The 21,368-nt window shown below is 68.1% G+C and carries 27 protein-coding genes; 14 read left to right on the forward strand and 13 right to left on the reverse strand.

All coding sequences use genetic code 11. The features are described from left to right. Position 1 precedes the first annotated feature (1 nt). On the reverse strand, positions 2 to 319 hold the full coding sequence (gene mhuD, locus A5699_RS05325) for a mycobilin-forming heme oxygenase MhuD (protein ID WP_067766461.1): 318 nt from the start codon (positions 317 to 319) through the stop codon (positions 2 to 4). Positions 320 to 358: 39 nt separating this feature from the next. On the opposite strand from mhuD, the gene A5699_RS05330 reads away from it, so the two are divergent. Beyond that, positions 359 to 1,120 carry an alpha/beta fold hydrolase gene (locus A5699_RS05330; protein ID WP_067766464.1) on the forward strand — a complete coding sequence of 254 codons (762 nt, stop codon included), beginning with the start codon at positions 359 to 361 and terminating at the stop codon, positions 1,118 to 1,120. Here A5699_RS05330 and A5699_RS05335 read toward each other — a convergent pair. After that, positions 1,103 to 1,333, reverse strand: a complete 231-nt coding sequence (locus tag A5699_RS05335) for a hypothetical protein (RefSeq protein WP_067766467.1) — start codon at positions 1,331 to 1,333, stop codon at positions 1,103 to 1,105. The genes A5699_RS05330 and A5699_RS05335 overlap by 18 nt on opposite strands. A 71-nt stretch (positions 1,334 to 1,404) precedes the next feature. Between A5699_RS05335 and A5699_RS05340 the strand changes: the two genes are divergently transcribed. Continuing rightward, the gene (locus A5699_RS05340) at positions 1,405 to 2,385 is read left to right on the forward strand and encodes a helix-turn-helix domain-containing protein (protein ID WP_067766470.1); all 981 of its coding nucleotides are present in this window, start codon (positions 1,405 to 1,407) and stop codon (positions 2,383 to 2,385) included. On the opposite strand, the gene A5699_RS05345 is transcribed toward A5699_RS05340, so the two are convergent. Further along, complete coding sequence (locus tag A5699_RS05345) at positions 2,334 to 3,737, reverse strand: NAD(P)/FAD-dependent oxidoreductase (RefSeq protein ID WP_067766473.1); 1,404 nt, start codon at positions 3,735 to 3,737, stop codon at positions 2,334 to 2,336. The two genes, A5699_RS05340 and A5699_RS05345, sit on opposite strands and share 52 nt — an antisense overlap. Before the next feature lie 46 nt (positions 3,738 to 3,783). Beyond that, the gene (locus A5699_RS05350; protein WP_082957586.1) at positions 3,784 to 4,719 is read right to left on the reverse strand and encodes an A/G-specific adenine glycosylase; all 936 of its coding nucleotides are present in this window, start codon (positions 4,717 to 4,719) and stop codon (positions 3,784 to 3,786) included. A gap of 25 nt (positions 4,720 to 4,744) precedes the next feature. On the opposite strand from A5699_RS05350, the gene A5699_RS05355 reads away from it, so the two are divergent. Both A5699_RS05355 and A5699_RS05360 read left to right on the forward strand, forming a co-directional pair. Continuing rightward, complete coding sequence (locus A5699_RS05355; RefSeq protein ID WP_067766476.1) at positions 4,745 to 5,365, forward strand: carbonic anhydrase; 621 nt, start codon at positions 4,745 to 4,747, stop codon at positions 5,363 to 5,365. A 56-nt stretch (positions 5,366 to 5,421) separates the two neighbouring features. After that, positions 5,422 to 6,192 carry a hypothetical protein gene (locus A5699_RS05360; protein WP_197508198.1) on the forward strand — a complete coding sequence of 257 codons (771 nt, stop codon included), beginning with the start codon at positions 5,422 to 5,424 and terminating at the stop codon, positions 6,190 to 6,192. Between the two features lie 2 nt (positions 6,193 to 6,194). Here the strand turns inward: A5699_RS05360 and disA are convergent, their stop codons facing one another. The 3 genes from disA to A5699_RS05375 all read right to left on the reverse strand — a co-directional run bounded on the left by disA (position 6,195) and on the right by A5699_RS05375 (position 9,489). Beyond that, the gene (gene disA / locus A5699_RS05365) at positions 6,195 to 7,274 is read right to left on the reverse strand and encodes a DNA integrity scanning diadenylate cyclase DisA (RefSeq protein ID WP_197508199.1); all 1,080 of its coding nucleotides are present in this window, start codon (positions 7,272 to 7,274) and stop codon (positions 6,195 to 6,197) included. A 60-nt stretch (positions 7,275 to 7,334) separates the two neighbouring features. Then, complete coding sequence (gene radA, locus A5699_RS05370; protein ID WP_067766546.1) at positions 7,335 to 8,741, reverse strand: DNA repair protein RadA; 1,407 nt, start codon at positions 8,739 to 8,741, stop codon at positions 7,335 to 7,337. Positions 8,742 to 8,901: 160 nt separating this feature from the next. Beyond that, positions 8,902 to 9,489: a hypothetical protein gene (locus tag A5699_RS05375; RefSeq protein ID WP_067766485.1), complete on the reverse strand. Its 588-nt coding sequence runs from the start codon at positions 9,487 to 9,489 to the stop codon at positions 8,902 to 8,904. Between the two features lie 319 nt (positions 9,490 to 9,808). On the opposite strand from A5699_RS05375, the gene carD reads away from it, so the two are divergent. Genes carD through rlmB form a run of 5 tightly spaced genes read left to right on the forward strand, consistent with a single transcriptional unit; the run spans position 9,809 to position 13,865 of the window. Continuing rightward, on the forward strand, positions 9,809 to 10,297 hold the full coding sequence (gene carD, locus A5699_RS05380) for an RNA polymerase-binding transcription factor CarD (protein ID WP_003921720.1): 489 nt from the start codon (positions 9,809 to 9,811) through the stop codon (positions 10,295 to 10,297). 6 nt (positions 10,298 to 10,303) lie between these two features. Beyond that, positions 10,304 to 10,972, forward strand: coding sequence for a 2-C-methyl-D-erythritol 4-phosphate cytidylyltransferase (gene ispD, locus A5699_RS05385; protein WP_067766488.1), 669 nt, complete (start codon positions 10,304 to 10,306; stop codon positions 10,970 to 10,972). An 18-nt stretch (positions 10,973 to 10,990) separates the two neighbouring features. Next, entirely contained in the window at positions 10,991 to 11,467 is a 477-nt protein-coding gene (gene ispF / locus A5699_RS05390) for a 2-C-methyl-D-erythritol 2,4-cyclodiphosphate synthase (RefSeq protein ID WP_067766491.1), read from the forward strand. A gap of 19 nt (positions 11,468 to 11,486) precedes the next feature. Further along, entirely contained in the window at positions 11,487 to 12,923 is a 1,437-nt protein-coding gene (gene cysS, locus A5699_RS05395; protein ID WP_157561096.1) for a cysteine--tRNA ligase, read from the forward strand. Continuing rightward, a complete protein-coding gene (rlmB, locus tag A5699_RS05400) occupies positions 12,924 to 13,865 on the forward strand; it encodes a 23S rRNA (guanosine(2251)-2'-O)-methyltransferase RlmB (RefSeq protein WP_067766496.1) in 942 nt (313 codons plus the stop codon). Between the two features lie 40 nt (positions 13,866 to 13,905). Here the strand turns inward: rlmB and A5699_RS05405 are convergent, their stop codons facing one another. Genes A5699_RS05405 through mrf form a run of 4 tightly spaced genes read right to left on the reverse strand, consistent with a single transcriptional unit; the run spans position 13,906 to position 17,514 of the window. Further along, positions 13,906 to 15,141 (reverse strand): SLC13 family permease, encoded by a 1,236-nt coding sequence (locus A5699_RS05405; RefSeq protein ID WP_067766552.1) that lies wholly within the window; start codon positions 15,139 to 15,141, stop codon positions 13,906 to 13,908. Then, positions 15,138 to 16,058: an MBL fold metallo-hydrolase gene (locus A5699_RS05410; RefSeq protein WP_067766499.1), complete on the reverse strand. Its 921-nt coding sequence runs from the start codon at positions 16,056 to 16,058 to the stop codon at positions 15,138 to 15,140. The genes A5699_RS05405 and A5699_RS05410 overlap by 4 nt, the downstream gene beginning before the upstream one ends. Positions 16,059 to 16,090: 32 nt before the next feature. Continuing rightward, on the reverse strand, positions 16,091 to 16,339 hold the full coding sequence (locus A5699_RS05415; RefSeq protein ID WP_067766502.1) for a type B 50S ribosomal protein L31: 249 nt from the start codon (positions 16,337 to 16,339) through the stop codon (positions 16,091 to 16,093). Continuing rightward, on the reverse strand, positions 16,336 to 17,514 hold the full coding sequence (mrf, locus tag A5699_RS05420; protein ID WP_067766505.1) for a ribosome hibernation factor-recruiting GTPase MRF: 1,179 nt from the start codon (positions 17,512 to 17,514) through the stop codon (positions 16,336 to 16,338). Before mrf ends, A5699_RS05415 begins: the two co-directional genes overlap by 4 nt. Before the next feature lie 70 nt (positions 17,515 to 17,584). Between mrf and rpmB the strand changes: the two genes are divergently transcribed. Genes rpmB through rpsR form a run of 4 tightly spaced genes read left to right on the forward strand, consistent with a single transcriptional unit; the run spans position 17,585 to position 18,553 of the window. Then, a complete protein-coding gene (rpmB, locus tag A5699_RS05425; RefSeq protein ID WP_067766508.1) occupies positions 17,585 to 17,821 on the forward strand; it encodes a 50S ribosomal protein L28 in 237 nt (78 codons plus the stop codon). Beyond that, on the forward strand, positions 17,821 to 17,985 hold the full coding sequence (gene rpmG, locus A5699_RS05430; RefSeq protein WP_003882496.1) for a 50S ribosomal protein L33: 165 nt from the start codon (positions 17,821 to 17,823) through the stop codon (positions 17,983 to 17,985). Before rpmB ends, rpmG begins: the two co-directional genes overlap by 1 nt. After that, a complete protein-coding gene (gene rpsN / locus A5699_RS05435; RefSeq protein WP_067766511.1) occupies positions 17,985 to 18,290 on the forward strand; it encodes a 30S ribosomal protein S14 in 306 nt (101 codons plus the stop codon). Before rpmG ends, rpsN begins: the two co-directional genes overlap by 1 nt. After that, positions 18,290 to 18,553, forward strand: a complete 264-nt coding sequence (gene rpsR / locus A5699_RS05440) for a 30S ribosomal protein S18 (protein ID WP_067766514.1) — start codon at positions 18,290 to 18,292, stop codon at positions 18,551 to 18,553. Before rpsN ends, rpsR begins: the two co-directional genes overlap by 1 nt. 5 nt (positions 18,554 to 18,558) lie before the next feature. Here rpsR and A5699_RS05445 read toward each other — a convergent pair whose 3' ends face one another. Then, positions 18,559 to 19,320: a LamB/YcsF family protein gene (locus A5699_RS05445; protein WP_067766517.1), complete on the reverse strand. Its 762-nt coding sequence runs from the start codon at positions 19,318 to 19,320 to the stop codon at positions 18,559 to 18,561. A gap of 9 nt (positions 19,321 to 19,329) precedes the next feature. Beyond that, the gene (bluB, locus tag A5699_RS05450; protein ID WP_067766520.1) at positions 19,330 to 19,989 is read right to left on the reverse strand and encodes a 5,6-dimethylbenzimidazole synthase; all 660 of its coding nucleotides are present in this window, start codon (positions 19,987 to 19,989) and stop codon (positions 19,330 to 19,332) included. 115 nt (positions 19,990 to 20,104) lie between these two features. Between bluB and aztD the strand changes: the two genes are divergently transcribed. After that, positions 20,105 to 21,271 carry a zinc metallochaperone AztD gene (aztD, locus tag A5699_RS05455; protein ID WP_157561097.1) on the forward strand — a complete coding sequence of 389 codons (1,167 nt, stop codon included), beginning with the start codon at positions 20,105 to 20,107 and terminating at the stop codon, positions 21,269 to 21,271. Positions 21,272 to 21,368 lie beyond the last annotated feature (97 nt).

The raw sequence follows: 21,368 nt of genomic DNA on the forward strand, positions 1-21,368 counted from the left end.
GCTACGCCTTGGCAGCGGGCCCTGCAACGTCCAGCACAACCTCGAACTCCAGCAGCGATGCGCCGGTGGCGACCGGGTTGGCGTGCTCGCCCTTGTGCGCTTCGGCGGCGCGTCCCGTGGCCCAGGCCTGGAACGCCTCTTCGGTTTCCCACTGGGTCACCACGAAGTAACGCTCTTCGCCCTTGACCGGGCGCAACAGTTGGAAGCCGAGGAACCCGGGCTGGTTGTCGACGGAGTGTGCACGGTTGGCGAACCGCTTCTCCAGTTCCGGGCCTGCGTTGGGTGGTACTTCGATGGCGTTGATCTTCACGACAGGCATGCTGTTCAGGCTACCGGTACGGCCCGGCAAGATAACGGCATGGTCACAGATCTACTCACGTACCGAGGGGGCCACGGCGAGCCCATCGTCCTGGTGCACGGCCTGATGGGCCGCGGCAGCACCTGGTCACGCCAAGTGCCGTGGTTGACCGGGGTGGGTGCGGTCTACACCTACGACGCGCCGTGGCACCGGGGGCGTGACGTCGCCGATCCGTATCCGATCAGCACCGAACGGTTCGTGGCCGATCTCGGTGATGCCGTGGCCGCGTTGGGGCGACCGGCGGCGATGGTGGGCCATTCCATGGGCGCACTGCATTCCTGGTGCCTGGCCGCGGCCCGGCCGGAGTTGGTCAGCGCGGTGGTGGTCGAGGACATGGCCCCCGATTTCCGGGGTCGCACCACCGGGCCGTGGGAACCGTGGGTGCACGCGTTGCCGGTCGAATTCGGTTCTGAGCAAGAGGTTTACGACGAGTTCGGACCCGTGGCCGGGCGGTACTTCCTGGAGGCGTTCGACCGGACGCCCACGGGCTGGCGGCTGCACGGATACCCACAGTGGTGGCTGGATATCGCCGCCCAGTGGGGGACACGGGATTACTGGCAGCAGTGGCGTGGGGTGCGGGTCCCGGCCCTGCTGCTGGAGGCGGGCAATTCGGTGGCGCCGCCCGGGCAGATGCGTGAGATGGACGAGACCGGCCAGGCCACAACGTATCTGCACATCCCTGGGGCCGGTCATCTGATCCACGACGACGAGCCAGAGGTTTACCGCGAGGCCGTGACCGCCTTCCTATCGGCGCTCGCCTGACGCCCCTGCACTGGGCCAGCAGGGTTGGCGCTCGAAGCGGGTGCGTACGGCATCGAGGTCCTGGTCGGCACGGTAGGCCTCGTAGTCGGGCTGGCGGATGTCGAACACGTCGAGGCGGAATCGAAGGACGTTGTCACGGTGCGCGGCCCAGCTCACGACGGCGGCGACCGCGATCGGCGAGATCAGGATGAACAGGGCGAGTGCAACGGTCATGGCAGTAATCGTTGCAAGGGATATATCCGGCCAACAGTGGCAGTAGTGACACCTTGCGATAAAATGCTGCCATGCTGCGAAGTGTCTCCGCGCTGGTGCTCGATGGTTTGGCGATCTTCGAATTCGGGGTCATCTGCGAGGTTTTCGGGATCGACCGGTCAGCCGACGGGGTGCCGAACTTCGACTTCAAGGTGTGTGGTCCCGAGCCGGGAAAGCCACTGCGGACATCGGTCGGCGCCACGCTGACCCCCGAGCACGGCCTCGATGCACTCCAGGGCGCGGATCTCGTGGCGATCCCGGCCATCGGCGGCTCCGATTACCTGCCCGCGGCGCTGGACGCCGTGCGCGCGGCGGCGGATGCCGGCTCGATCATCCTGACCGTGTGTTCGGGGGCTTTCCTGGCCGGTGCGGCCGGACTACTCGACGGCCGCCCGTGCACGACGCACTGGATGCACGCCGATGCCTTGGCCCGCAAATATCCCACCGCCCGGGTAGATCGCAACGTGCTGTTCGTCGACGACGGCAACCTGATCACCAGCGCCGGCACCGCGGCCGGCATCGATGCCTGCCTGCACCTGGTCCGCCGGGAACTGGGCAGCGAGGTGACCAACAAGATCGCCCGCCGCATGGTCGTGCCACCGCAGCGCGACGGCGGTCAACGTCAGTTCATCGACCAGCCGATTCCGGTCCGATGTTCGGAAGGCTTTGCCCCGCAACTGGACTGGATCATGGACAACCTGGACAAGCCGCACACCGTGACGAGTCTGGCCCGGCGTTCGGCGATGTCCACCCGCACATTCGCCCGCCGGTTCGTCGAGGAGACCGGCACCACCCCGATGCAGTGGATCACCGATCAGCGGGTGCTGTACGCGCGCCGGCTGTTGGAAGAGACGGATCTCGACATCGACCGGATCGCCGGGCAGGCCGGATTCGGCACCGCAACCCTGCTGCGCCACCATTTCCGCCGCGTCATCGGCGTGACGCCATCGGACTACCGGCGTCAATTCGCCTGTGCCGCAGATGGCCCGGGAGATGTCGAGGCCACCGCGTAGTCGGTGCGCCGACCGCCGCGAACCCGTCCGGCCCGTGCCGCGCGGTAGGCGATGGCGGGCCGGAACAGTCGCGTGGGAGCGTCGATCATCCCGGTCACCCGGGTCAGTGCGGTGGTGACCGCCGGGTCGTGCTCGGCGGCCGACATGACGCGACCGAGGTAGGCGTTGCTCAGCCGCATCGACCACGGGCGGGGCCCGATCACCTCGGGTAAAGCCAGATCGGAGCCAACGGCGGTCTGCCACGCCACCCGCAGCGGGCGTGCCGCCGCGGTGAAGAACCGCCGCGCCAGGTTGTTGTCGGTGTGCTGCAGGCACTCGCGCAGGATGGTCGCCTCGATGGCCGCCAGCGTCATCCCCTGGCCGTAGATCGGGTTGAAACTGCAGATGGCGTCACCGATAACGAGCAGGCCGTCGGGGAACCTGCGCATCTTGTCGTAGCGACGCCATCGGTTCGACGGCACCCGATAGTGCGCGACCTCGCCGAGGGGGTCAGCCGCGCGCACCGCTTCGAGTGCCTGCGGCGGCGCGAAACCTTCTCCAAAAGACTGCATTTCGGTGAAGTTGGCGGGCGGTTCCAGGCCGGCCATGGTGCCCTGGGTGAGCATCCAGATGTTGTTTTCGTAGCCGATCAGCGCCCAGGTTGTGGGGCGGCCGGGTTCCGGGAAGATCGCCACCAGGTGTTCGGGCAGGGCATCGGGGGACATGGTGAGCATTTGGCTGACATAGGCCAGCCGCACCACAAGCTCGTCTTCTCGGGGGCGGGAGTATCCGAGCTCGGCCAAGAAGGTGGGCGTGCGTGAGCCGCGACCGGTGGCATCCACCACCAGGTCGGCTGCCAGCTCGGTCGGTGAGCTGTTGTTGCGGTCCTGCACGACGACGCCGGTCACCCGGGCACCGCCGGGGCTGGCGGTCAGCCCGCGCACGTCGTGACCGGACAAGACCGAGATGTTGTCGATCGCTGCCAGCCGTCGGCGCACGCTCCATTCCAGAAAGGCCCGACTCGGGTAGTACTGCGTGGGCGCCGAGGGTGCAGTGCCTGATCGCAAAAACAGGTGGCCGCCAACCGAAATCCACAACTTCGACAGATCTCCGTCGTCCCACTTGCCGACCCCGCCGGCGACGAGCTCGTCGAGGAAACCGGGGAACAGCTCGTCCAGAATCGCCGAACTGCGTGCCAACAGTGCGTGGGCGTGCCGGCCCTGTGGCACGCCGCGCCGGTTCTGGGCGGTGTCCGGGATCTCGTCGCGTTCGACGATGGTGACCGTCTCGTAGTGCTCGGCCAGTACCCGTGCGGCCAGCGCACCCGCCATGCTCGCACCCAACACCACCGCATGCCCGCCCGATCGAGTCATGAAAGCAGTGTTCGCCCGGGTCCGACCGGCCGGATAGAGTACCGCCCTACCTCAGTTCGGGCGCGCAATCGGAGCGTCGCGTGCCCCTGCGGCCCGAATTCATGCCGACTTCATGTATTTCACCTTCGCCTGCCAGAGCGAACCGGCCATCGCCAGTTTGCTCGACGAGTCCGTCGACCAGCAGTGAATCCAGCGCCCGGTCCCGCTGTGCCGGATCGGACAACCACACCACGTCCAGCTGGCTTTTGACCACCGGAGTTGTGCTGGCCCGCAACACATCCAGCAGCTTGCCGCGGACCTGTCGATCCGTGCCGGCGTACCGCTGCACCCGCCGGGCGATGGTGGCCGCCGGGTAGCCGGCCGACCGCCAGCGGCAGCTGCTCAGCGGGCAGTTCCCGCACTGCGGGGAGCGGGACGTGCACACCACCGCGCCCAACTCCATCAGCGCGGCCGAGAACGTCGGCGCCGTCGCGTCCGGTGGTAGCAGTGCCGCCACGTCATCGAGGTCACGGGCACGTGCGGGGGCGTCGGCCTGGCCGTGCAGCACCCGCGTCACCACCCGGCGCACATTGGTGTCGACCACTGGAACACTTGCCCGGTAGGCGAAGCAGGCCACCGCCCGCGCGGTGTAGGCGCCGATGCCGGGCAGTGTCAGCAGGGTCTCGACGTCGGTGGGCACTTCGTCGCCGTACTCGTCGGCGATGACGACCGCGCACTCGTGCAGCCGCTTGGCCCGTCGCGGATATCCCAGTTTTCCCCAGGCCCGCAACACCTCGGCCGCCCCGGCTGCCGCAGTGGACGACGGTGTGGGCCACCGGTCGATCCAGGCCAGCCAGATCGGCTCGACCCGGGCCACCGGTGTTTGCTGCAGCATGAATTCGCTGACCAGGATCTGCCACGCGGTGACGCCCGGTCGACGCCACGGCAGGTCACGCTGAGCCTGCTCATACCACCGCAAGAGCTCCTCCGCGTCGATGCTCATCAGCGGCTCATGCAAAATGGTTGATATGCCCAACTCAAACCCAGTGTCCGCATGGAAAGCACTCAAGGACGGTAACGCCCGCTTCGTGGCAGGCGAACCGCAGCACCCAAGCCAGGACATCGCCCGTCGCGCCAGCCTGGCGAACGGGCAGAAGCCCACTGCCGTGGTGTTCGGCTGCGGCGACAGCCGCGTGGCCGCGGAGTTGCTGTTCGACCAGGGTCTCGGCGACATGTTCGTGGTGCGCACCGCAGGCCACGTGATCGACAACTCGGTGCTGGGTTCGATCGAATACGCGGTGTCGATCCTGAACGTGCCGCTGATTGTGGTGCTCGGCCACGACAGCTGCGGTGCGGTCCAGGCTGCCATCAACGCCCTCGACGAGGGCACGGTGCCCGGCGGTTACGTGCGCGACATCGTCGAGCGGGTGACCCCGTCGATCCTGATGGGACGGCATGCCGGTCTGAAGCGGGTCGACGAGTTCGAGGAGTACCACGTCAACGAGACGGTGTCGCAGTTGAAGCTGCGCTCGGCGGCAATCGCCGAGGGACTTGCCGCAGGCACGCAGGCCATCGTCGGTGCCACCTACCACCTGGCCGACGGGCGGGTGGAACTGCGCAGTCACCTCGGCGACATCGGCGAAGCCTGACGACACGCCGGGTCGCCTCGAACAACTGGGGATGACCTGGGCTTACCGTGAAAGCCGTGTTGGATCTGGAACCTCATGGGCCACTGCCCGCACAGATTTACTGGCGGCGCAGGGCGCTGGCTATCGGTATCGCGGTAGTCGTCGTGGGGATCGTCGCCGCGATCGTCGCGGTGATCATGACCAGTAACTCCGGTGCCGAGTCCAAGCCCGCCGACGAGCCGGCTGCCAGCGCGGCCCCGCCGACCCCGTTGCCGGGGGAGAACCCCGAGGTCAAGTCCCCGGTGGTGCCCCCGGCGCAGCACGCGCCGCCGCCGACGGCGACGCCGACCGCCGCGGTGACACCGCCCCCGCTGCTCAAGGAGGGGGACGACTGCCCGGATTCGACGCTTGCCGTCAAGGGCATCACCAGCCAGCCGGAGTACGTGGTCGGCGATCAGCCGAAGTTCACCATGGTGGTCACGAATATCGGCCTGGTGGCCTGCAAACGCGACGTGGGCGCCGCGGTGCTGGCCGCCTACGTCTACTCGCTGGACAACAACCGGTTGTGGTCGAACCTGGACTGCGCCCCGTCCAACGAGACCTTGGTGAAGACCTTCAATCCCGGTGAACAGGTGACCACGGAGGTCACCTGGACCGGGATGGGGTCGGCGCCGCAGTGCCCGATGCCTCGCCAGCCGATCGGACCGGGTACCTACAACCTGATCGTGCAGTTGGGCAATCTTCGATCGGCGCCGGTCCCGTTCATCCTGGCCCAGCCCAGCGCGCAGCAGCCCGGGCCGCCCGCCGGCGGCGCACCGGCGCCTGAGGTGCCCGCGCCGGGAAACTGACGTCAGGCCAGCCGGTCGGCGATGGTCGACTCGGCCAGCAGTGACAAGCCTTCGCGGATGTGCCGGGCCCACATGGAACCGATCCCGTCCACAGACTGCAGGTCATCGGCGCTGGCGGCCAACAGCCCCTGCAGTGAGCCGAACGACCGGACCAGCAGGTCGACGTGGGCGAACTGCAGTCGCGGGATGCCGGCCATCGCACGGTAGCCGCGTGAACTCATCGCCGAATCCTGCGCCTCCGCTGTCGATGGGTAGCCGAAAACCCTTGCCAGCGTAGTGAAGTCGAGCAACTCACTGTCCGAGAGGGTGTCGAGCTCGTCGAGGGTGGCGTGCACCTGCGCGGCGGTCGGCGGGTCGGGAAGGGCGTGGTAGTCGCGCACGATCAGCTCGCGCGCGGCCTCGTTGTCCCCGAGAAGCTCGTCGAGCTGAAGTTTGAGCTGACGCCCATCGGTGCCGAGTTCGACGACATCGGCGTCGATCTCCAGGCTGATCCGGCGCACCATCTCCAGGCGCTGCACCACGGTCATGACGTCGCGCAGCGTCACGAAGTCCTCGATCTCGGCGGTGGAAAGCTGCTTGCTCACCTCGTCGAGCCGGCCCTTGTAGCGCTCCAGCGTGGCGATGGTCTGGTTGGCCCGCGACAGGATGGTGGCCGAATCGGGAACCACGTGCCGCTCGCCGGCGACGTAGACGGTCACGATGCTCATCGAATGGCTCACCGAGATCACCGGGTAACCGGTCTGGATGGCGGTGCGCTCGGCCGAGCGGTGCCGGGTTCCGGATTCGTCGGTGGGGATCGAGGGGTCGGGCACCAACTGGACGTTGGCCCGCACGATCCGGCCGCCGTCGCTGGACAGCACCACCGCGCCGTCCATCTTCGACAGCTCACGCAGCCGGGTGGGCGCATACCGCACGTCGAGGGCGAAGCCGCCGTCGCAGATGGCCTCCACGCTGTCGTCGTAGCCCAGCACGATCAGCGCGCCGGTCTTGCCGCGCAGGATGCGTTCCAGGCCGTCGCGCAGCGGTGTGCCTGGCGCCAGCCTGCCGAGGGTTTCCCGCAACGTCGGCCGTGCCAGGTGCACGACGGTACGGCTCGTCCTGGCACCGGAGTTCACGGCCATCAGCTCTCCTTGGGTCGGCCGCTATTGTCCGTGATCGGATCGATTGCTGGCAATCGCGATGTCTTTGAGTGCCCGTAATGCCGCCCCGATGTGATCGACGGTGATGACGCGCAGGCCGTTGGGCACGCTGGTGACCCCGGGCGGCACCACGGCAATGTTGAACCCCAGCCGGGCGGCCTCGGCCAGCCTGCGATCCATGCCGGTGACCCGGCGCAGGTCGCCGACGAGGCCGACCTCACCGATCGCCACCGCGTTCATCGGCAACGCGATGTCGAGATAGGCCGACGCGATGGCCACCGCCACGGCCAGATCCGAGGACGGATCGGTCAGCCGCATGCCACCCACGGTGGACAGGTAGATGTCGCTGTTGCCGATCGGAAGGCCGCAACGGGTCTGCAGCACCGCGCCGATCATCGCCGCGCGGGCCGAATCGATGCCACTGACGACGCGCCGCGGCGGCCCCACGGGCGGGGCGACAAGCGCCTGCACCTCGCCGATCATCGGGCGCTTGCCATCGAGCGTGACCGTGATCGCGGTGCCCGGCACCGCCGAGGGGCGCTGGTCCAGGAACAGCCCGGACGGGTCGCTGACGCACTCGATTCCGTTGTCGTGCATCTGAAAACAACCGACCTCGTCTGCCGCGCCGAACCGGTTCTTGACCCCGCGCACCATGCGCAGGCTCGACGCGTGGTCCCCTTCGAAGTGCAGCACCACGTCGACGAGATGCTCCAAGGAGCGCGGGCCCGCGATGGCGCCGTCCTTGGTCACGTGGCCGACGAGGATCATGGCCACCGCCGGATCGCCGATGGCGGTCTTGGCATAGCCCGTCAGCGCCGTCGTCACCGCCCGCACCTGCGTCACCCCACCCGTCACGCCGTCGGCCTCGGTGGTGGACATGGTCTGCACCGAGTCGACGATCACCAGGCTGGGCTTGACCTCGTCGATGTGGCCGAGGGCGATCTGCAGGTCGGATTCGCCTGCCAGATAGACGTTGTCGTGTGTGCAGCCCGTGCGTTCGGCGCGCAGCCGGATCTGGCCGGCGGACTCCTCACCGGACAGGTACAGCGCGCGGCGACTGGTGTGCGCCCAGCGGTTGGCCACCTCGAGCAGCAGCGTCGACTTCCCAACGCCGGGCTCCCCGGCCAGCAGCGTCACCGAACCGGCCACCAGGCCGCCGCCGAGCACCCGGTCCAGTTCCGTCACGCCGGTGGCGTAATGCCGGGTGATGCCCGGGTCGATCGAGGTGATCGGCACCGCGGGTGAGGTCGGGGCCACCGAGCGGCGGGCCGCACCGCCCACAGACGAGAGAACGGCTACTTCGTCGACCGTTCCCCAGGTGCCGCAATTGGCGCACCGGCCGACCCATTTCGGCGTGGTGTGCTGGCATTCCGAGCAGCGGTACTGCGAACGTACTTTCGAAGCGGCCACGCCGTGACAGTAACGGCAACCGCCGACATCGACGGTCAGGCGCACCCGAGCAGCCCCCTGGCAACCGACGGAAACGGCAGGTCAGTGCGAACGCAAAAACCCCGCCGGGTGGTCCCGACGGGGTCGCAGCCTCAGGGATCAACCCTCGGCGATGAAGCGATCAGTGGTGGCCGCCCGTGCCGCCGGTCTCGGCAGCCTCTTCGGGGGACTCGCCGGCCTTGTTGCGGCGAGGCGCCTCGCCTGCCGAGATCGGCACGGCGACAGTGGTCTCACCGTTTTCGAACTTGAACGTGAAGTCGTACAGCAGCCCGTTGGTGATCGGCTTGGTCAGGGTGACCTTGGCGGTGGCGCCGTCGGCCGCCTCGGTCTTCTCCAGCGGCTTGAGCTGGCCGTCGGGCTCACCGACGACGAGGGTACCGCCGGCCGGGATGGTCTGGTCGCCGGTCAGTGCCACGTCGCCGACGTTGGACTCGATCGAGATCAGCTTGTTGGGCTTTTCGGTGGAGCCGTTGGCCGCGACGAACAGCAGCTCGGCCTCGGAACCGGGCTCGACGTAATCCTTCTCCTGGGGTGCGCGCAGGTGCACGTTGCGCAGGGCGACCTCGCCCACCTGTGCGTTGACGCCGTTGACGGCGGGCTCCTGCGTCGCCGTCTGGGAGACCTGCCCGGCGCCGCAGCCGGTGAGAACGGCTGCGGTCAGGCCACATGCGGCCAGACCGATCGAGGCGCGCATTGCGAAGCGGTTCACTCAAGCCTCCTGAGCTGGGTCGGCGTACTTCGACTATGCACAGTAGTAGGTGGGTGTCGTCGGGGGAATGCGAGGGCTGGCAGAGGGCTGTCGACGGACCCGGTTGGGTGCCCTCCGGACCGTCGATCCACGGCTGCGGCAGGCGCACAACGGCTTTGCGCGGCGGCCCGTTTCGGGTGTCGGGCGGGCCCGGGCGTTGCACGCTTTCGTCACCATGTCAACCCCTGCTCTTCACCTGCGGTGCCCCTGACCTGCATAGTTGGTGCGCACGTGATCGCGGCCCGTGTTAGGATGGACTAGCGAAAGGGGCTCGAATCAGATGATTTTCAAGGTCGGAGACACCGTCGTCTATCCACACCACGGTGCTGCGTTGATCGAGGCGATCGAAACCCGGACTATCAAAGGCGAGCAGAAGGAATATCTCGTACTGAAGGTCGCTCAGGGGGATCTGACCGTTCGAGTGCCCGCAGAGAACGCCGAGTACGTCGGTGTCCGCGACGTCGTGGGCCAGGAAGGCCTCGACAAGGTTTTCCAGGTGTTGCGCGCGCCGCACACCGAAGAGCCGACCAACTGGTCGCGCCGCTACAAGGCCAATCTCGAGAAGTTGGCTTCCGGTGACGTGAACAAGGTTGCCGAGGTGGTCCGGGATCTGTGGCGTCGGGATCAGGAGCGCGGTCTTTCCGCGGGTGAGAAGCGAATGCTGGCCAAGGCTCGGCAGATCCTGGTCGGCGAACTCGCCTTGGCCGAGAACACCGATGACGCCAAGGCCGAGACCATCCTCGACGAGGTTCTGGCCGCCGCGTCCTGACGCGCCGTGGCAACAACTGTCGCGGTCGTCCCGGCCGCCGGCTCTGGTGAGCGGCTCGGCGCGGGCAGGCCGAAAGCATTCGTCAACCTGGGGCACAAACCCCTGCTGGAGCATGCTCTCGACGGGCTGCTCGGCTCCGGCGTGATCGACAGGGTCGTGGTCGCGGTGCCGCCCGCGCGTACCGATGAGGCCATGTTGGTCTTCGGTGCGCGGGCGGAGATCGTGGCCGGGGGAGCGGACCGCACCGAATCGGTGGGTCTGGCCCTCGGCGCCGCCGATGACGCCGATTTCGTATTGGTGCACGACGCCGCGCGGGCGCTGACCCCGCCGAGCCTGATCGCCCGGGTCGTCGCCGCGCTGACAGAAGGCCACGCCGCCGTCGTCCCCGGGCTTCCGCTGGCCGACACCATCAAGGCCGTCGACGCCAACGGGGCGGTCCTGGGCACACCCGAGCGGGCCGGGCTGCGGGCCGTGCAGACGCCACAGGGCTTCCGCGCAGACGTCTTGCGCCGCGCTTATCAGCGGGCCGGTGCCGGTGCAGTGACCGACGATGCCTCCCTTGTCGAACAGCTCGGCACTCCGGTGCAGATCGTCGAGGGCGACCCGTTGGCCTTCAAGATCACCACACCCCTGGACCTGTTGCTGGCCGAGGCCGTGATGGCGCGCGGGGCATGACGATCGCATGCTGATTCCGTGTTGATTCCAAGGGTCGGGCTGGGTACCGACGTCCATCCGATCGAGCCCGGCCGGCCGTGTTGGCTGCTGTGCTTGGAATTCGACGGCGCCGACGGCTGCGCGGGGCATTCCGACGGCGACGTCGCCGCCCACGCGTTGTGCGACGCGCTGCTCAGTGCCGCGGGTCTCGGTGACCTCGGCGGGGTCTTCGGCACCGACCGGCCGGAATGGCGCGGGGTCACCGGGGCTGACATGCTGCGCCATGTGCGTCAGCTGGTGCAGCAGGCGGGTTTCCGGGTGGGCAACGCGACCGTGCAGGTGATCGGCAACCGGCCCAAGATCGGGCCGCGCCGCCTGGAGGCCCAGGAGCTGTTGTCCGAGCTGATCGGGGCGCCGGTATCCGTCTCGGCGACCACCACCGACGGGCTCGGTCTGACCGGTCGGGGCGAGGGTTTGGCCGCGATGGCCAGCGCTTTGGTGGTTCCTGTCGAATAGGCCGGTAAGCTGGCACGTCGTGACCGATCGCGCTCAAGCTGTCGGGTCGGCAACAGAGACCGGCCTGCGGCTGTACGACACCATGGCGGGTGCCGTACGAGATTTCGTACCACTGCGGCCGGGGCACGCTTCGATCTACCTGTGCGGTGCCACCGTCCAGGGCCTGCCGCACATCGGCCACGTCCGTAGCGGAGTCGCGTTCGACGTGTTGCGCCGCTGGCTGACCGCCAATGGATACGACGTTGCGTTCATCCGCAACGTCACCGACATCGACGACAAGATCCTCAACAAGGCGGCCGACGCCGGCCGGCCATGGTGGGAATGGGCCGCCACCTACGAGCGGGCGTTCAGCGCCGCGTATGACGCGCTGGGCGTGCTGCCGCCGTCTGCCGAGCCCCGGGCCACCGGTCACATCACCCAGATGATCGAGCTCATCGACCGGCTGATCGAGCGGGGCCATGCCTACGCCCAAGGCGGCGACGTGTACTTCGACGTGCTGAGCCTGTCCGAATACGGCGCGCTGTCCGGTCATCGCATCGACGATGTGCACCAGGGCGAGGGCGTGGCGACCGGCAAGCGCGATCAGCGCGACTTCACGTTGTGGAAGGGCGCCAAACCGGGTGAGCCGTCATGGCCGACGCCCTGGGGCCGCGGTCGTCCCGGCTGGCACACCGAGTGCGTGGCGATGTGCGAGGCCTACCTGGGTGCGGAGTTCGACATCCATGCCGGCGGTATGGACCTGGTGTTCCCGCACCACGAGAACGAGATCGCGCAGGCGCGCGCGGCAGGCGACGGCTTCGCCCGGTACTGGCTGCACAACGGCTGGGTCACCATGGGCGGCGAGAAGATGAGCAAGTCGCTGGGCAACGTGCTCTCGATTCCCGCTGTGCTGCAACGGGTTCGGGCTGCCGAGCTGCGTTACTACCTGGGAAGCGCCCATTATCGGTCCATGCTGGAGTTCTCCGAGACCGCACTGCAGGACGCGGTGAAGGCCTACAGCGGCATCGAGGACTTCCTGCATCGCGTCCGCAACCGCGTCGGGGCCGTCGCGGTCGGGGAGTGGACCCCCAAGTTCGCCGCCGCGCTCAACGACGATCTCGCGGTGCCGATGGCGCTGGCCGAGGTGCATGCCGCCCGAGCCGAGGGCAACCGGGCGCTGGATGCCGGCGATCACGAGGTCGCGATGGCGCGGGCCACGTCGATCCGGGCGATGATGGGGATCTTGGGCTGCGATCCGCTCGACGAGCGCTGGGAGTCCCGCGACGAGACCTCGGCCGCCCTGGCCGCGGTCGACGTGTTGGTCCAGTGGGCCCTGGCCGGTCGTATCGAGGCGCGTGCCAACCGGGATTGGGCTGCGGCCGACGCAATCCGCGACCGGCTCAAAGAGGCCGGGATCGAGGTCACCGACACCGCTGACGGCCCGCAGTGGGCGCTGGTGGACGGGAACGGAGCGTAGATGGCCGGGAATTCGCAGCGCCGCGGCGCAGTGCGCAAGCCAGGGACGAAGAAGGGGCCCACGGTCGGGTCCGGCGGCGTGCGTCGTCGTGGGTTGGAAGGCCGTGGGGCGACGCCCCGGGCTGACCAGCGCCCACACCATCCCGCCGCCAAGAAGGCCGCGAAGGCGGCCCGTCAGGCGCAGGGGCGGCACCGCAAGACCGACGACACCGAGTTGGTGCTCGGCCGCAACCCCGTGGTGGAGTGCCTGCGGGCCAAGGTTCCGGCCACCGCGCTGTATGTGGCGCTGGGCACCGAGGCCGACGAGCGGCTCACCGAATCCGTTCAGATCGCCGCCGATCGCGGCATCTCGATCCTGGAAGTGCAGCGCCACGACCTGGACCGGATGAGCAACAACGCGTTGCACCAGGGGCTGGCCCTGCAGGTGCCGCCATACGACTACGCGCACCCCGACGATCTGGTGAAGGCGGCCCGAGATTCCGGGGAACCGGCGCTGTTGGTGGCGTTGGACAACATCTCCGATCCGCGCAACCTCGGCGCCATCGTGCGTTCGGTGGCGGCGTTCGGCGGGCACGGTGTGGTGATCCCGCAGCGGCGTTCGGCCTCGGTGACCGCGGTGGCCTGGCGTACCAGCGCCGGCGCGGCGGCCCGTACGCCGGTGGCGCGGGCGACGAATCTGACTCGGACACTGAAGAGTTGGGCCGATTCCGGGCTGCAGGTGGTGGGCCTGGATGCCGGTGGTGACACGTCGCTCGACGAACTCGACGGCGCCGGGCCGATGGTCGTGGTGGTGGGCTCGGAAGGCAAGGGGCTGTCACGGCTGGTGCGGGAGAACTGCGATGCGGTGGTCTCGATCCCGATGGCCGGGCCGACGGAGTCGCTGAACGCCTCGGTGGCCGCCGGTGTGGTGCTCGCCGAGATCGCGCGTCAACGTCGCGCCTGACTTTCATCCTCCGGTCACGACGCAGAAGTGCGGTCAGCCCTCACCGCAGAATCAAACCGAGGCTGAGCCATAGCGCGAGCACACCGGCCAGCAGTGTCGCCGGCACGGTGACCAGCCCTACCCAGCTGAACTCCGTGGCTTTGGCGGGTAGGCCGTCTCGATGAACGACATTGCGCCACAAAAGATTCGACAATGACCCCACGTAGGTCAGGTTCGGGCCGACGTTCACGCCGATCAGCACGGCGAGCACTGCGGCCGGGCCGGCGGCGGCCACCAACGGCAGCAACACCAGCACTGCCGGCAGGTTGTTGACCAGGTTCGCCAGTACCGCGGCGATGGCGGCCAGCGCGAGGAGTTCGGGGAACGAGTCGCCGACCGGAAGCACGCCGCGCATGACGTCGTCGAGCCCGTTGTGCACCACCGCGTCCACCACCACGCCCAGGCACAGCACGAACGCCAGGAACGGCAGGTTGACGGCGCGGGTGATGCCTTGAATTGTGCTGCGGCGCTGGGCCAGACTGCGGACCCCGAGCACGACCGCCCCGGCCAGCGCCGCCCACGCCGGCGACGCGTCGAAGGCCGACGTGACGACGAAACCCGCCAATGTCAGGCCCAGCACGGCGAGAACGAACACCGGAATCTCGGGCGGTGGGGCAGTCACCTCGGTGACCGGGCGGTTCAGTTCGTGTCGGAAAACCGGGCGCAGCAAAAGAAATTCGACGGCGATGACCGCCAGCCAGGGCAGCGTCATCACGGCGCTGAACTGGACGAAGGACAGCCCGGCCACGGTGAACGCCAACAGATTCGTCAGATTCGACACCGGAAACAGCAGGGATGCGGAGTTGGCCAGGTGCGCGCTGGCATAGGCGTGCGGCCGGGGCGGTATGGCCAGTGTGCGGGCGGTGGCCAGCACCACCGGCGTCAACAGCACCACGGTGGCGTCCAGGCTCAGCACCGCGGTCGTCGTCGCGCCGATCACGAACACCCGGGTCAGTAGGCGCCGGGGATCGCCTCGGCTGGCGCGGGCCATCACGGTGCCTGCGGCGTGGAACAGTCCTTCGTCATCGCACAGGTGCGCCAGCACCAACACCGCCCCAAGGAAGCCGACAACCGGGAGCAGACGCTGCACCTCGGCCCAGGCTTCGTCGCCGGAGATCACCCCGAGCGCGATCAGCAAACCGGCCGCGGGCACCGCCGCCACCGCCTCCGGCCAGCCATTCGGGCGCGCCATCGCGAAGGCCAGCACGACGGCCAGCGCGACGAGCGCCAGGATCAGTGCCAGGGGTCGGCCCGATCCCACAGGGTCGGCAGGTGCAGGCGCACCCCGTCGACTTCGGCCAACCGGGTCAGTACCCGCATCGAGACATCCAGGTCGTCACCGGCATAAGGCAAGGCGCGCAACGGTTTGTGCAGCGGGCGGAAGAAGTCGTCCCAGTGGATCAGCACGACCCGCCGCGCTCCCACCGCGCGAACCGTCTCGGCCCAGTAACTTTCGAAATACTGGTCGGACTGCAGCCCGAGTTGACCGATCCCGAGGTAGACCACCTCGGCACGCTGCCCGGCCAGTGCGCCGGGGACCGCGCCGGCACTGCCGACGATCAGGAGCCGGCGGTCACTGGGCCGATGATGCACCAGTGTCGACCACGCCTCGCCGCACTTGTAGGCCGCGACCTTGACCGGCGGCACGACGGGCTCGGTGATGATTCCGGGGAACCGGTCCGGTGGGCAGTGTTCGGACTCGAAGAGCGTCACGTCGTAGGGACCGAGAGACACGGCTTCCCCTGGGGCGGAGGTCTCGATCCGATCCGGAGGCAGACCGTGCCCGACGCCGACCTGCGCGGTCGAGGTGCCGCCCACCAGTCGGGCACCGGTCCGCTCGGCCACGACGGCCGAATCCATCGCATGGTCGAAGTGGCTGTGTACCGGCAGCACCGCCTCCAGCTTGTCGATGCCGAGCCGGGCCAGGCAGCCCTCGATGCGGGGAAGTGACGGCCTTAGCTTGCGTAAGACCACGGTCGGCAGCGCGGGCCGGGAGAAGAATCCGTCGGTCAGGACGGCCGAGGTGCCGTCGTCTACGAGCAGCGTGCTGACCCCGGCCCAGGTGACGCTGAGCGGGGACTGCGATGTGGCCGACGGCACGTCGAAATACCGCGCATAGGGGGCCAGGTCGGGTCTGCCGGGCTTGAGCCGCATGGCTTCACCCTAGAACCGGCCTGATCGGGGACCTAGCCGTAGCGTCGGCGGAACTTCTCCACCTGCCCGGCCGAGTCGATGTGCCGTGCCGACCCGGTCCAGAACGGATGAGAATCGCTGGTGACGTCGACGACGATCAGCGGGTAGGTCTGCATGCCGTCGGCGGTCGGCCACTCGATGGTGCGCTCACTGGTCGCCGTCGAGCGGGTCAGGAACTTGGTGCCCGTTGCGGCGTCCTGAAACACCACGGGGTGGTAGTCGGGGTGGATGTCGGATTTCACTGGGATTCGCCTTCTGTGTGAACGGATGTTGCGGCCTCGTCGACGGCGGGCTGACAGGGCTCTTCGTGCCAGTCACCGAACGGGTCGGGGTACGTGGCCCACTCGTGCGGTCGGGCCAGCTCGTCGTCGGTGAGCAGGGCGCCGCGCAGCGCCTCGATCACCTCGCCGGGCCGGGCGCCACAGACCAACACGGTCAACGAGATGTGGCGGTCACCGAACTGGTGATGCCAGTCGATCGCGGCGACGGCCAGGCGTTCGGGGTCGGTGTAGGCGCGCTCGGAGTCGTCCATTGCCGCCAACCACTTTCCGGCATTGCTGAAATGCATTCCGCCGCCCGCAGATTCGATCCACATCACATCGGACGGCCGGTTGGCCAGCCAGGCCCGGCCGCGGGTGCGCACGACGCCGTCGAGCAGGTGGTCTATCGCGTCGTGCAGTCGCGTGGGATGGAACGGCCGGCGCGCGGCGAACTCCACGATGATGACCTCATCGTCGGGCTCCAATGGGGGCTCGCCGGCCAGCAGCGGATCGTGCGGGGTGGTGGCGCGGCCCCGAGGGCTGTTCGGTTCCAGGTGGGCCAGGCCGAGCTCGACCCGGTCGGGGCCGACGGTGATGCGGGCGCGGGGAGCGAGCCGGCGCAACACCGCCAGGGTGGTGGCGTCCGGCTCGTTGAGCACCAGCATGTCGGCGAACTCGGCCTGCCCGACGACCACCTGGGCGAGCGTGCGTCCGTCGGGCAGTTCCTCGTCGCCCACGGATTGCTGCAGCCAGACCGTCGCGTCGAGGCAGGCGATCACCGCGTCGATGGTGACGTCGCGGGCAGCGGGCCCGTCGATGTAGCCGGGGCCGACGTGGACCCGGATGGTGTTGATGGCCCAGCACACCGGTTCGGCTTCCAGCCAGGGCATCAATTGCACGACGATGCGATCCACGTCATCACGCCGGTGCAGGCGCCGCAGCAGGATCAGCAGGTCGTCGCGCACTGTGCAGGAGACGCAGCCGTGTGCCAGCTCGAGAGCGAGTTCGGATGTGCTGTTGCTGTCGGACACGGTGCGCAGCACCACCTGGCCGTCGAACACGTGGCGCACCAAGACCGTGCCCGGCCTGCGGCTCAGCTGTGCTGCGACCTCGTCGGCGTCACCTTGTCCGGCGATCAGCACTACAGGGGTTCGCACTGCACCTCCCCGGATTTGTTGTTGAAAACGATTGTCATTATCGTGAGAGTACCCCATCCGAAGGAGGCCGATGTCTGCCCACTGCCAAGTCACCGGGCGCTCGCCCGGGTTCGGCAACACGGTGTCGCACTCGCACAAGCGCAGTCGCCGACGCTGGAACCCCAACATCCAGACCAAGAAGTACTACCTGCCCACCGAGGGTCGCCGTATCCGACTTCGGGTCAGCGCCAAGGGAATCAAGGTGATCGACCGCGACGGCATCGAAGCGGTGGTTGCCCGGCTGCGTAGTGCGGGGGAGAAGATCTGATGGCAAGAACAGATATTCGGCCGATCGTGAAGCTGAAGTCCACGGCGGGAACCGGTTACACGTACGTCACCCGCAAGAACCGCCGCAACGACCCGGACCGGATCGTGCTGCGCAAGTACGACCCGGTGATCCGCCGCCACGTCGACTTCCGAGAGGAGCGCTGATGGCCAAGCGATCCAAGATCGTCAAGAACGAACAACGTCGAAAGCTCGTGGAGCGCTACGCCGAACGGCGGGCCGAGCTCAAAGAGGCCATCCGCAATCCGGCCAGCACCGGCGAGCAGAAAGCCGCGGCAGTCTCGGCGCTGCAACGCCTGCCGCGGGATTCCAGCCCAGTGCGGCTGCGCAACCGGGACGCGGTCGACGGCCGTCCGCGCGGCCATCTGCGCAAGTTCGGGCTGTCCCGGGTCCGGGTGCGCGAGCTGGCGCACCGCGGTGAACTGCCCGGCGTACGGAAGTCGAGTTGGTGATGGCGACGAGTTCCCGCAAGAACACCAAGAAGCGACCGCCGGCCACCGATCTCAAGAAGCCGAGGCGCAATCAGCTGAAGGCCCTCGGGGTGACCGAGGTCGACTACAAGGACGTCCACCTGCTGCGCACGTTCATCAGCGAGCGGGGCAAGATCCGGTCCCGGCGCATCACCGGTCTCACCCCGCAGCAGCAGCGCCAGGTCGCCACGGCGATCAAGAACGCCAGGGAGATGGCGCTGCTGCCGGTGGTCGGGCCGGCCTGAACTCGTTAGCTGAACGGCGTCAGCTGGATCCCCTCGGCCGCCAAGCGATCGCGCACGGCGGTGGCGATGTTCACCGCACCCGGTGAATCACCGTGCACGCAAACCGATTCCGCGGTGATGGGAACCGCCGTCCCGTCGATCGCGCGGACCTGTCCCGTCGTCACCATCGTGGCGACGCGGTCGGCGATCGCCACCGGATCGTGCAGCACGGCGCCGGGTTCGCGGCGGGACACCAGCGTGCCGTCGGGTTGGTAGGCGCGATCGGCGAAGGCCTCGGCCACCGTGCGCAGACCCAACTGTCGCGCCTCCTCGAAGAACACCGACCCGGACAGGCCCAGCACCGGCAGCCCGGCATCCACGGCATGGACCGCCGCCGCCACCGCGGCTGCCTGCTCACGGTGGCTGACGATCGTGTTGTACAGCGCGCCATGGGGTTTGACGTACGTCACCGCCGTCCCGGCGGCATGCGCGATGGCTTGGAGCGCACCGATCTGATAGATGACGTCGGCGGTCAAGTCCTCTGGGGTGACGTCGATGAAGCGCCTGCCGAACCCGGCCAGATCCCGGTAACTGACCTGCGCACCGACCCGCACTCCGCGCTCGGCGGCCCCGCGGCAGGTACGCAGCAGCAGTGCCGGATCACCGGCGTGAAAGCCGCAGGCGACGTTGGCGCTGGTAACCAGGCGCAACATGGCCTCGTCGTCACCGAGCGTCCAGGCGCCGAAGCTCTCGCCCAGATCGGCATTGAGGTCGACGAATCCAGCCACCCGATCAGCCTAAGGCGCGGCTTCTGACGGCCAGCCGTTCTCCGAGACGAATTCGGGCAGCGGTCGGCCGACGGTCCAGTGCTCGATCTCCAGCACCGGCCGGTCCGGGAACTCGGGCACCGGGCCCAGGCACAGGATCGCCACCGGCTCGGCGTCGTCGGGCATGCCCATCAGCCGAGCCAGGGGCAGTGGTTCGAAAATCGACACCCACCCCATGCCGAGGCCCTCGGCGCGCGCGGCCAGCCACATGTTCTGGATCGCGCACGACACCGATGCCAGATCCATCTGGGGCAGCGTGCGGCGGCCGAAGATATGCCGGTCACGGTTCTCGCCGAGGGCGACGACGAACAGTTCGGCGCAGTCGAGGATGCCCTCGACCTTCAGGGCCAGGAACTCCTCGCCGCGGGAGCCCAGCGCATCGGCGGTGTGCACGCGTTCCTCGTCGACGAGCGCGTGGATCTTTCGGCGCAGCGCGTCGTCGGTGACCCGGATGAACCGCCAGGGCTGCATCAGGCCGACGCTCGGTGCGGCGTGCGCGGCCTGCAGAAGCCGGCCGAGGACCTCGGGTGCCACGGTGCTGCCCGGGACGAACCGGCGCATGTCGCGACGTTCGGCGATGGCCCGGTAGACGGCGCGACGCTCGTCGGGGCTGAAGGCGTGCTCGGACACGCATCGAGCTTAGGCGGGCCCTCGGATCCCGCCGACGCCGACCTTATTGAAAATGAATGTCATTAATGATAGGAGTTTGGAGCGCTGAACGGTTCGGTGCGAGGAGGGAGAACGTGTGCCGAAATCATTGAAGGTTCTCGTGCCGGCCGGGGCGCTGACACTGGCGGCGGCGCTGGCCGGCTGCGGTGGCGGCGAACCGCAACGCGAGGCGCGCGAACCAATAGCCGATCCGCTGGTGGTCACCTATGACGGCGGGCTGTATGTGCTGGACGGCAACAGCCTGCAGGTCAAGGCAGACCTTCCGGCGGATGGCTTCCTCCGGGTCAATCCGGCCGGCGACGATGCGCACGTGCTGGTGTCCGCCGACAACGGTTTCCGGCTGCTCGACGCCGCGGCGGGCGAGTTCACCGACACCACATTCATGGCCGACGAGCCGGGACACGTCGTCACACACGGCGAGCACACAGTGCTGTTCGACGAGGGGACGGGCGAGATCATCGCGCTCGACCCGCATGACATCGCAGGGTCTGCCCCGCGCATGAGGAATCTGAAGGCGCCGCAACCGCATCACGGTGTCGCGGTGGTGCTGGACGACGGAAGCTGGGTGCGCAGCGAGGGCGACGGCGACCGGCGCAGTGGTGCGGTGGCATTTGATGCCTCGGATCGGGAGATCGCCCGCAGTGGTGAATGTCCCGGTCTACACGGCGAAACCGTCGCGGGAGCGTCCACGCCGGTATTCGGTTGTGAGAACGGGGTATTGGCCTACGCCGACGGCGCCTTCACCAAGATCGCCGCCCCGGACCGTTACGGCCGGGTGGGAACCGTTCGCGGACACGAAGACTCACCGGTGGTGCTGGGTGACTACAAGGTCGATCCTGACGCCGAGCTGGAACGGCCCAACCGCTTCTCCCTGACCGACACCGCGAGCAAGCAGTTGCGTCTGGTCGCCCTCCCGCAGTCGGTCAGCTACTCGTTCCGGTCGCTGGCCCGCGGGCCCCATGGCGAAGGCCTCATCCTGGGTACCGACGGCAATCTCCACGTCATCGATCCGGTGTCCGGGCAGACCCTGAAGACGATCGCGGTGGTCGAACCGTGGACCGAACCCGAGGACTGGGAGCAGCCCCGCCCGAGCGTGTTCGCCCGCGGCCACGACGTGTACGTCACCGACCCCGCCACCAGGCAGATTCACGCGGTCGATGTCGAATCCGGCGAGAAAGGCACATCGGTGACGCTCGATCAGGCGCCCAATGAGCTCAGCGGAACCGTGGGCCACGAGCACTAGCCGGGCACACCAACGGTTCAGCCCCACATCGAGATTGTCGCCAGGGACAACATCGCCATTGTTCCTGTCCCTGAGTGCAATCTCGATGTGGGGCTGG

The organism is Mycobacterium sp. E802 (genome assembly GCF_001666875.1).
Lineage (GTDB): Bacteria > Actinomycetota > Actinomycetes > Mycobacteriales > Mycobacteriaceae > Mycobacterium.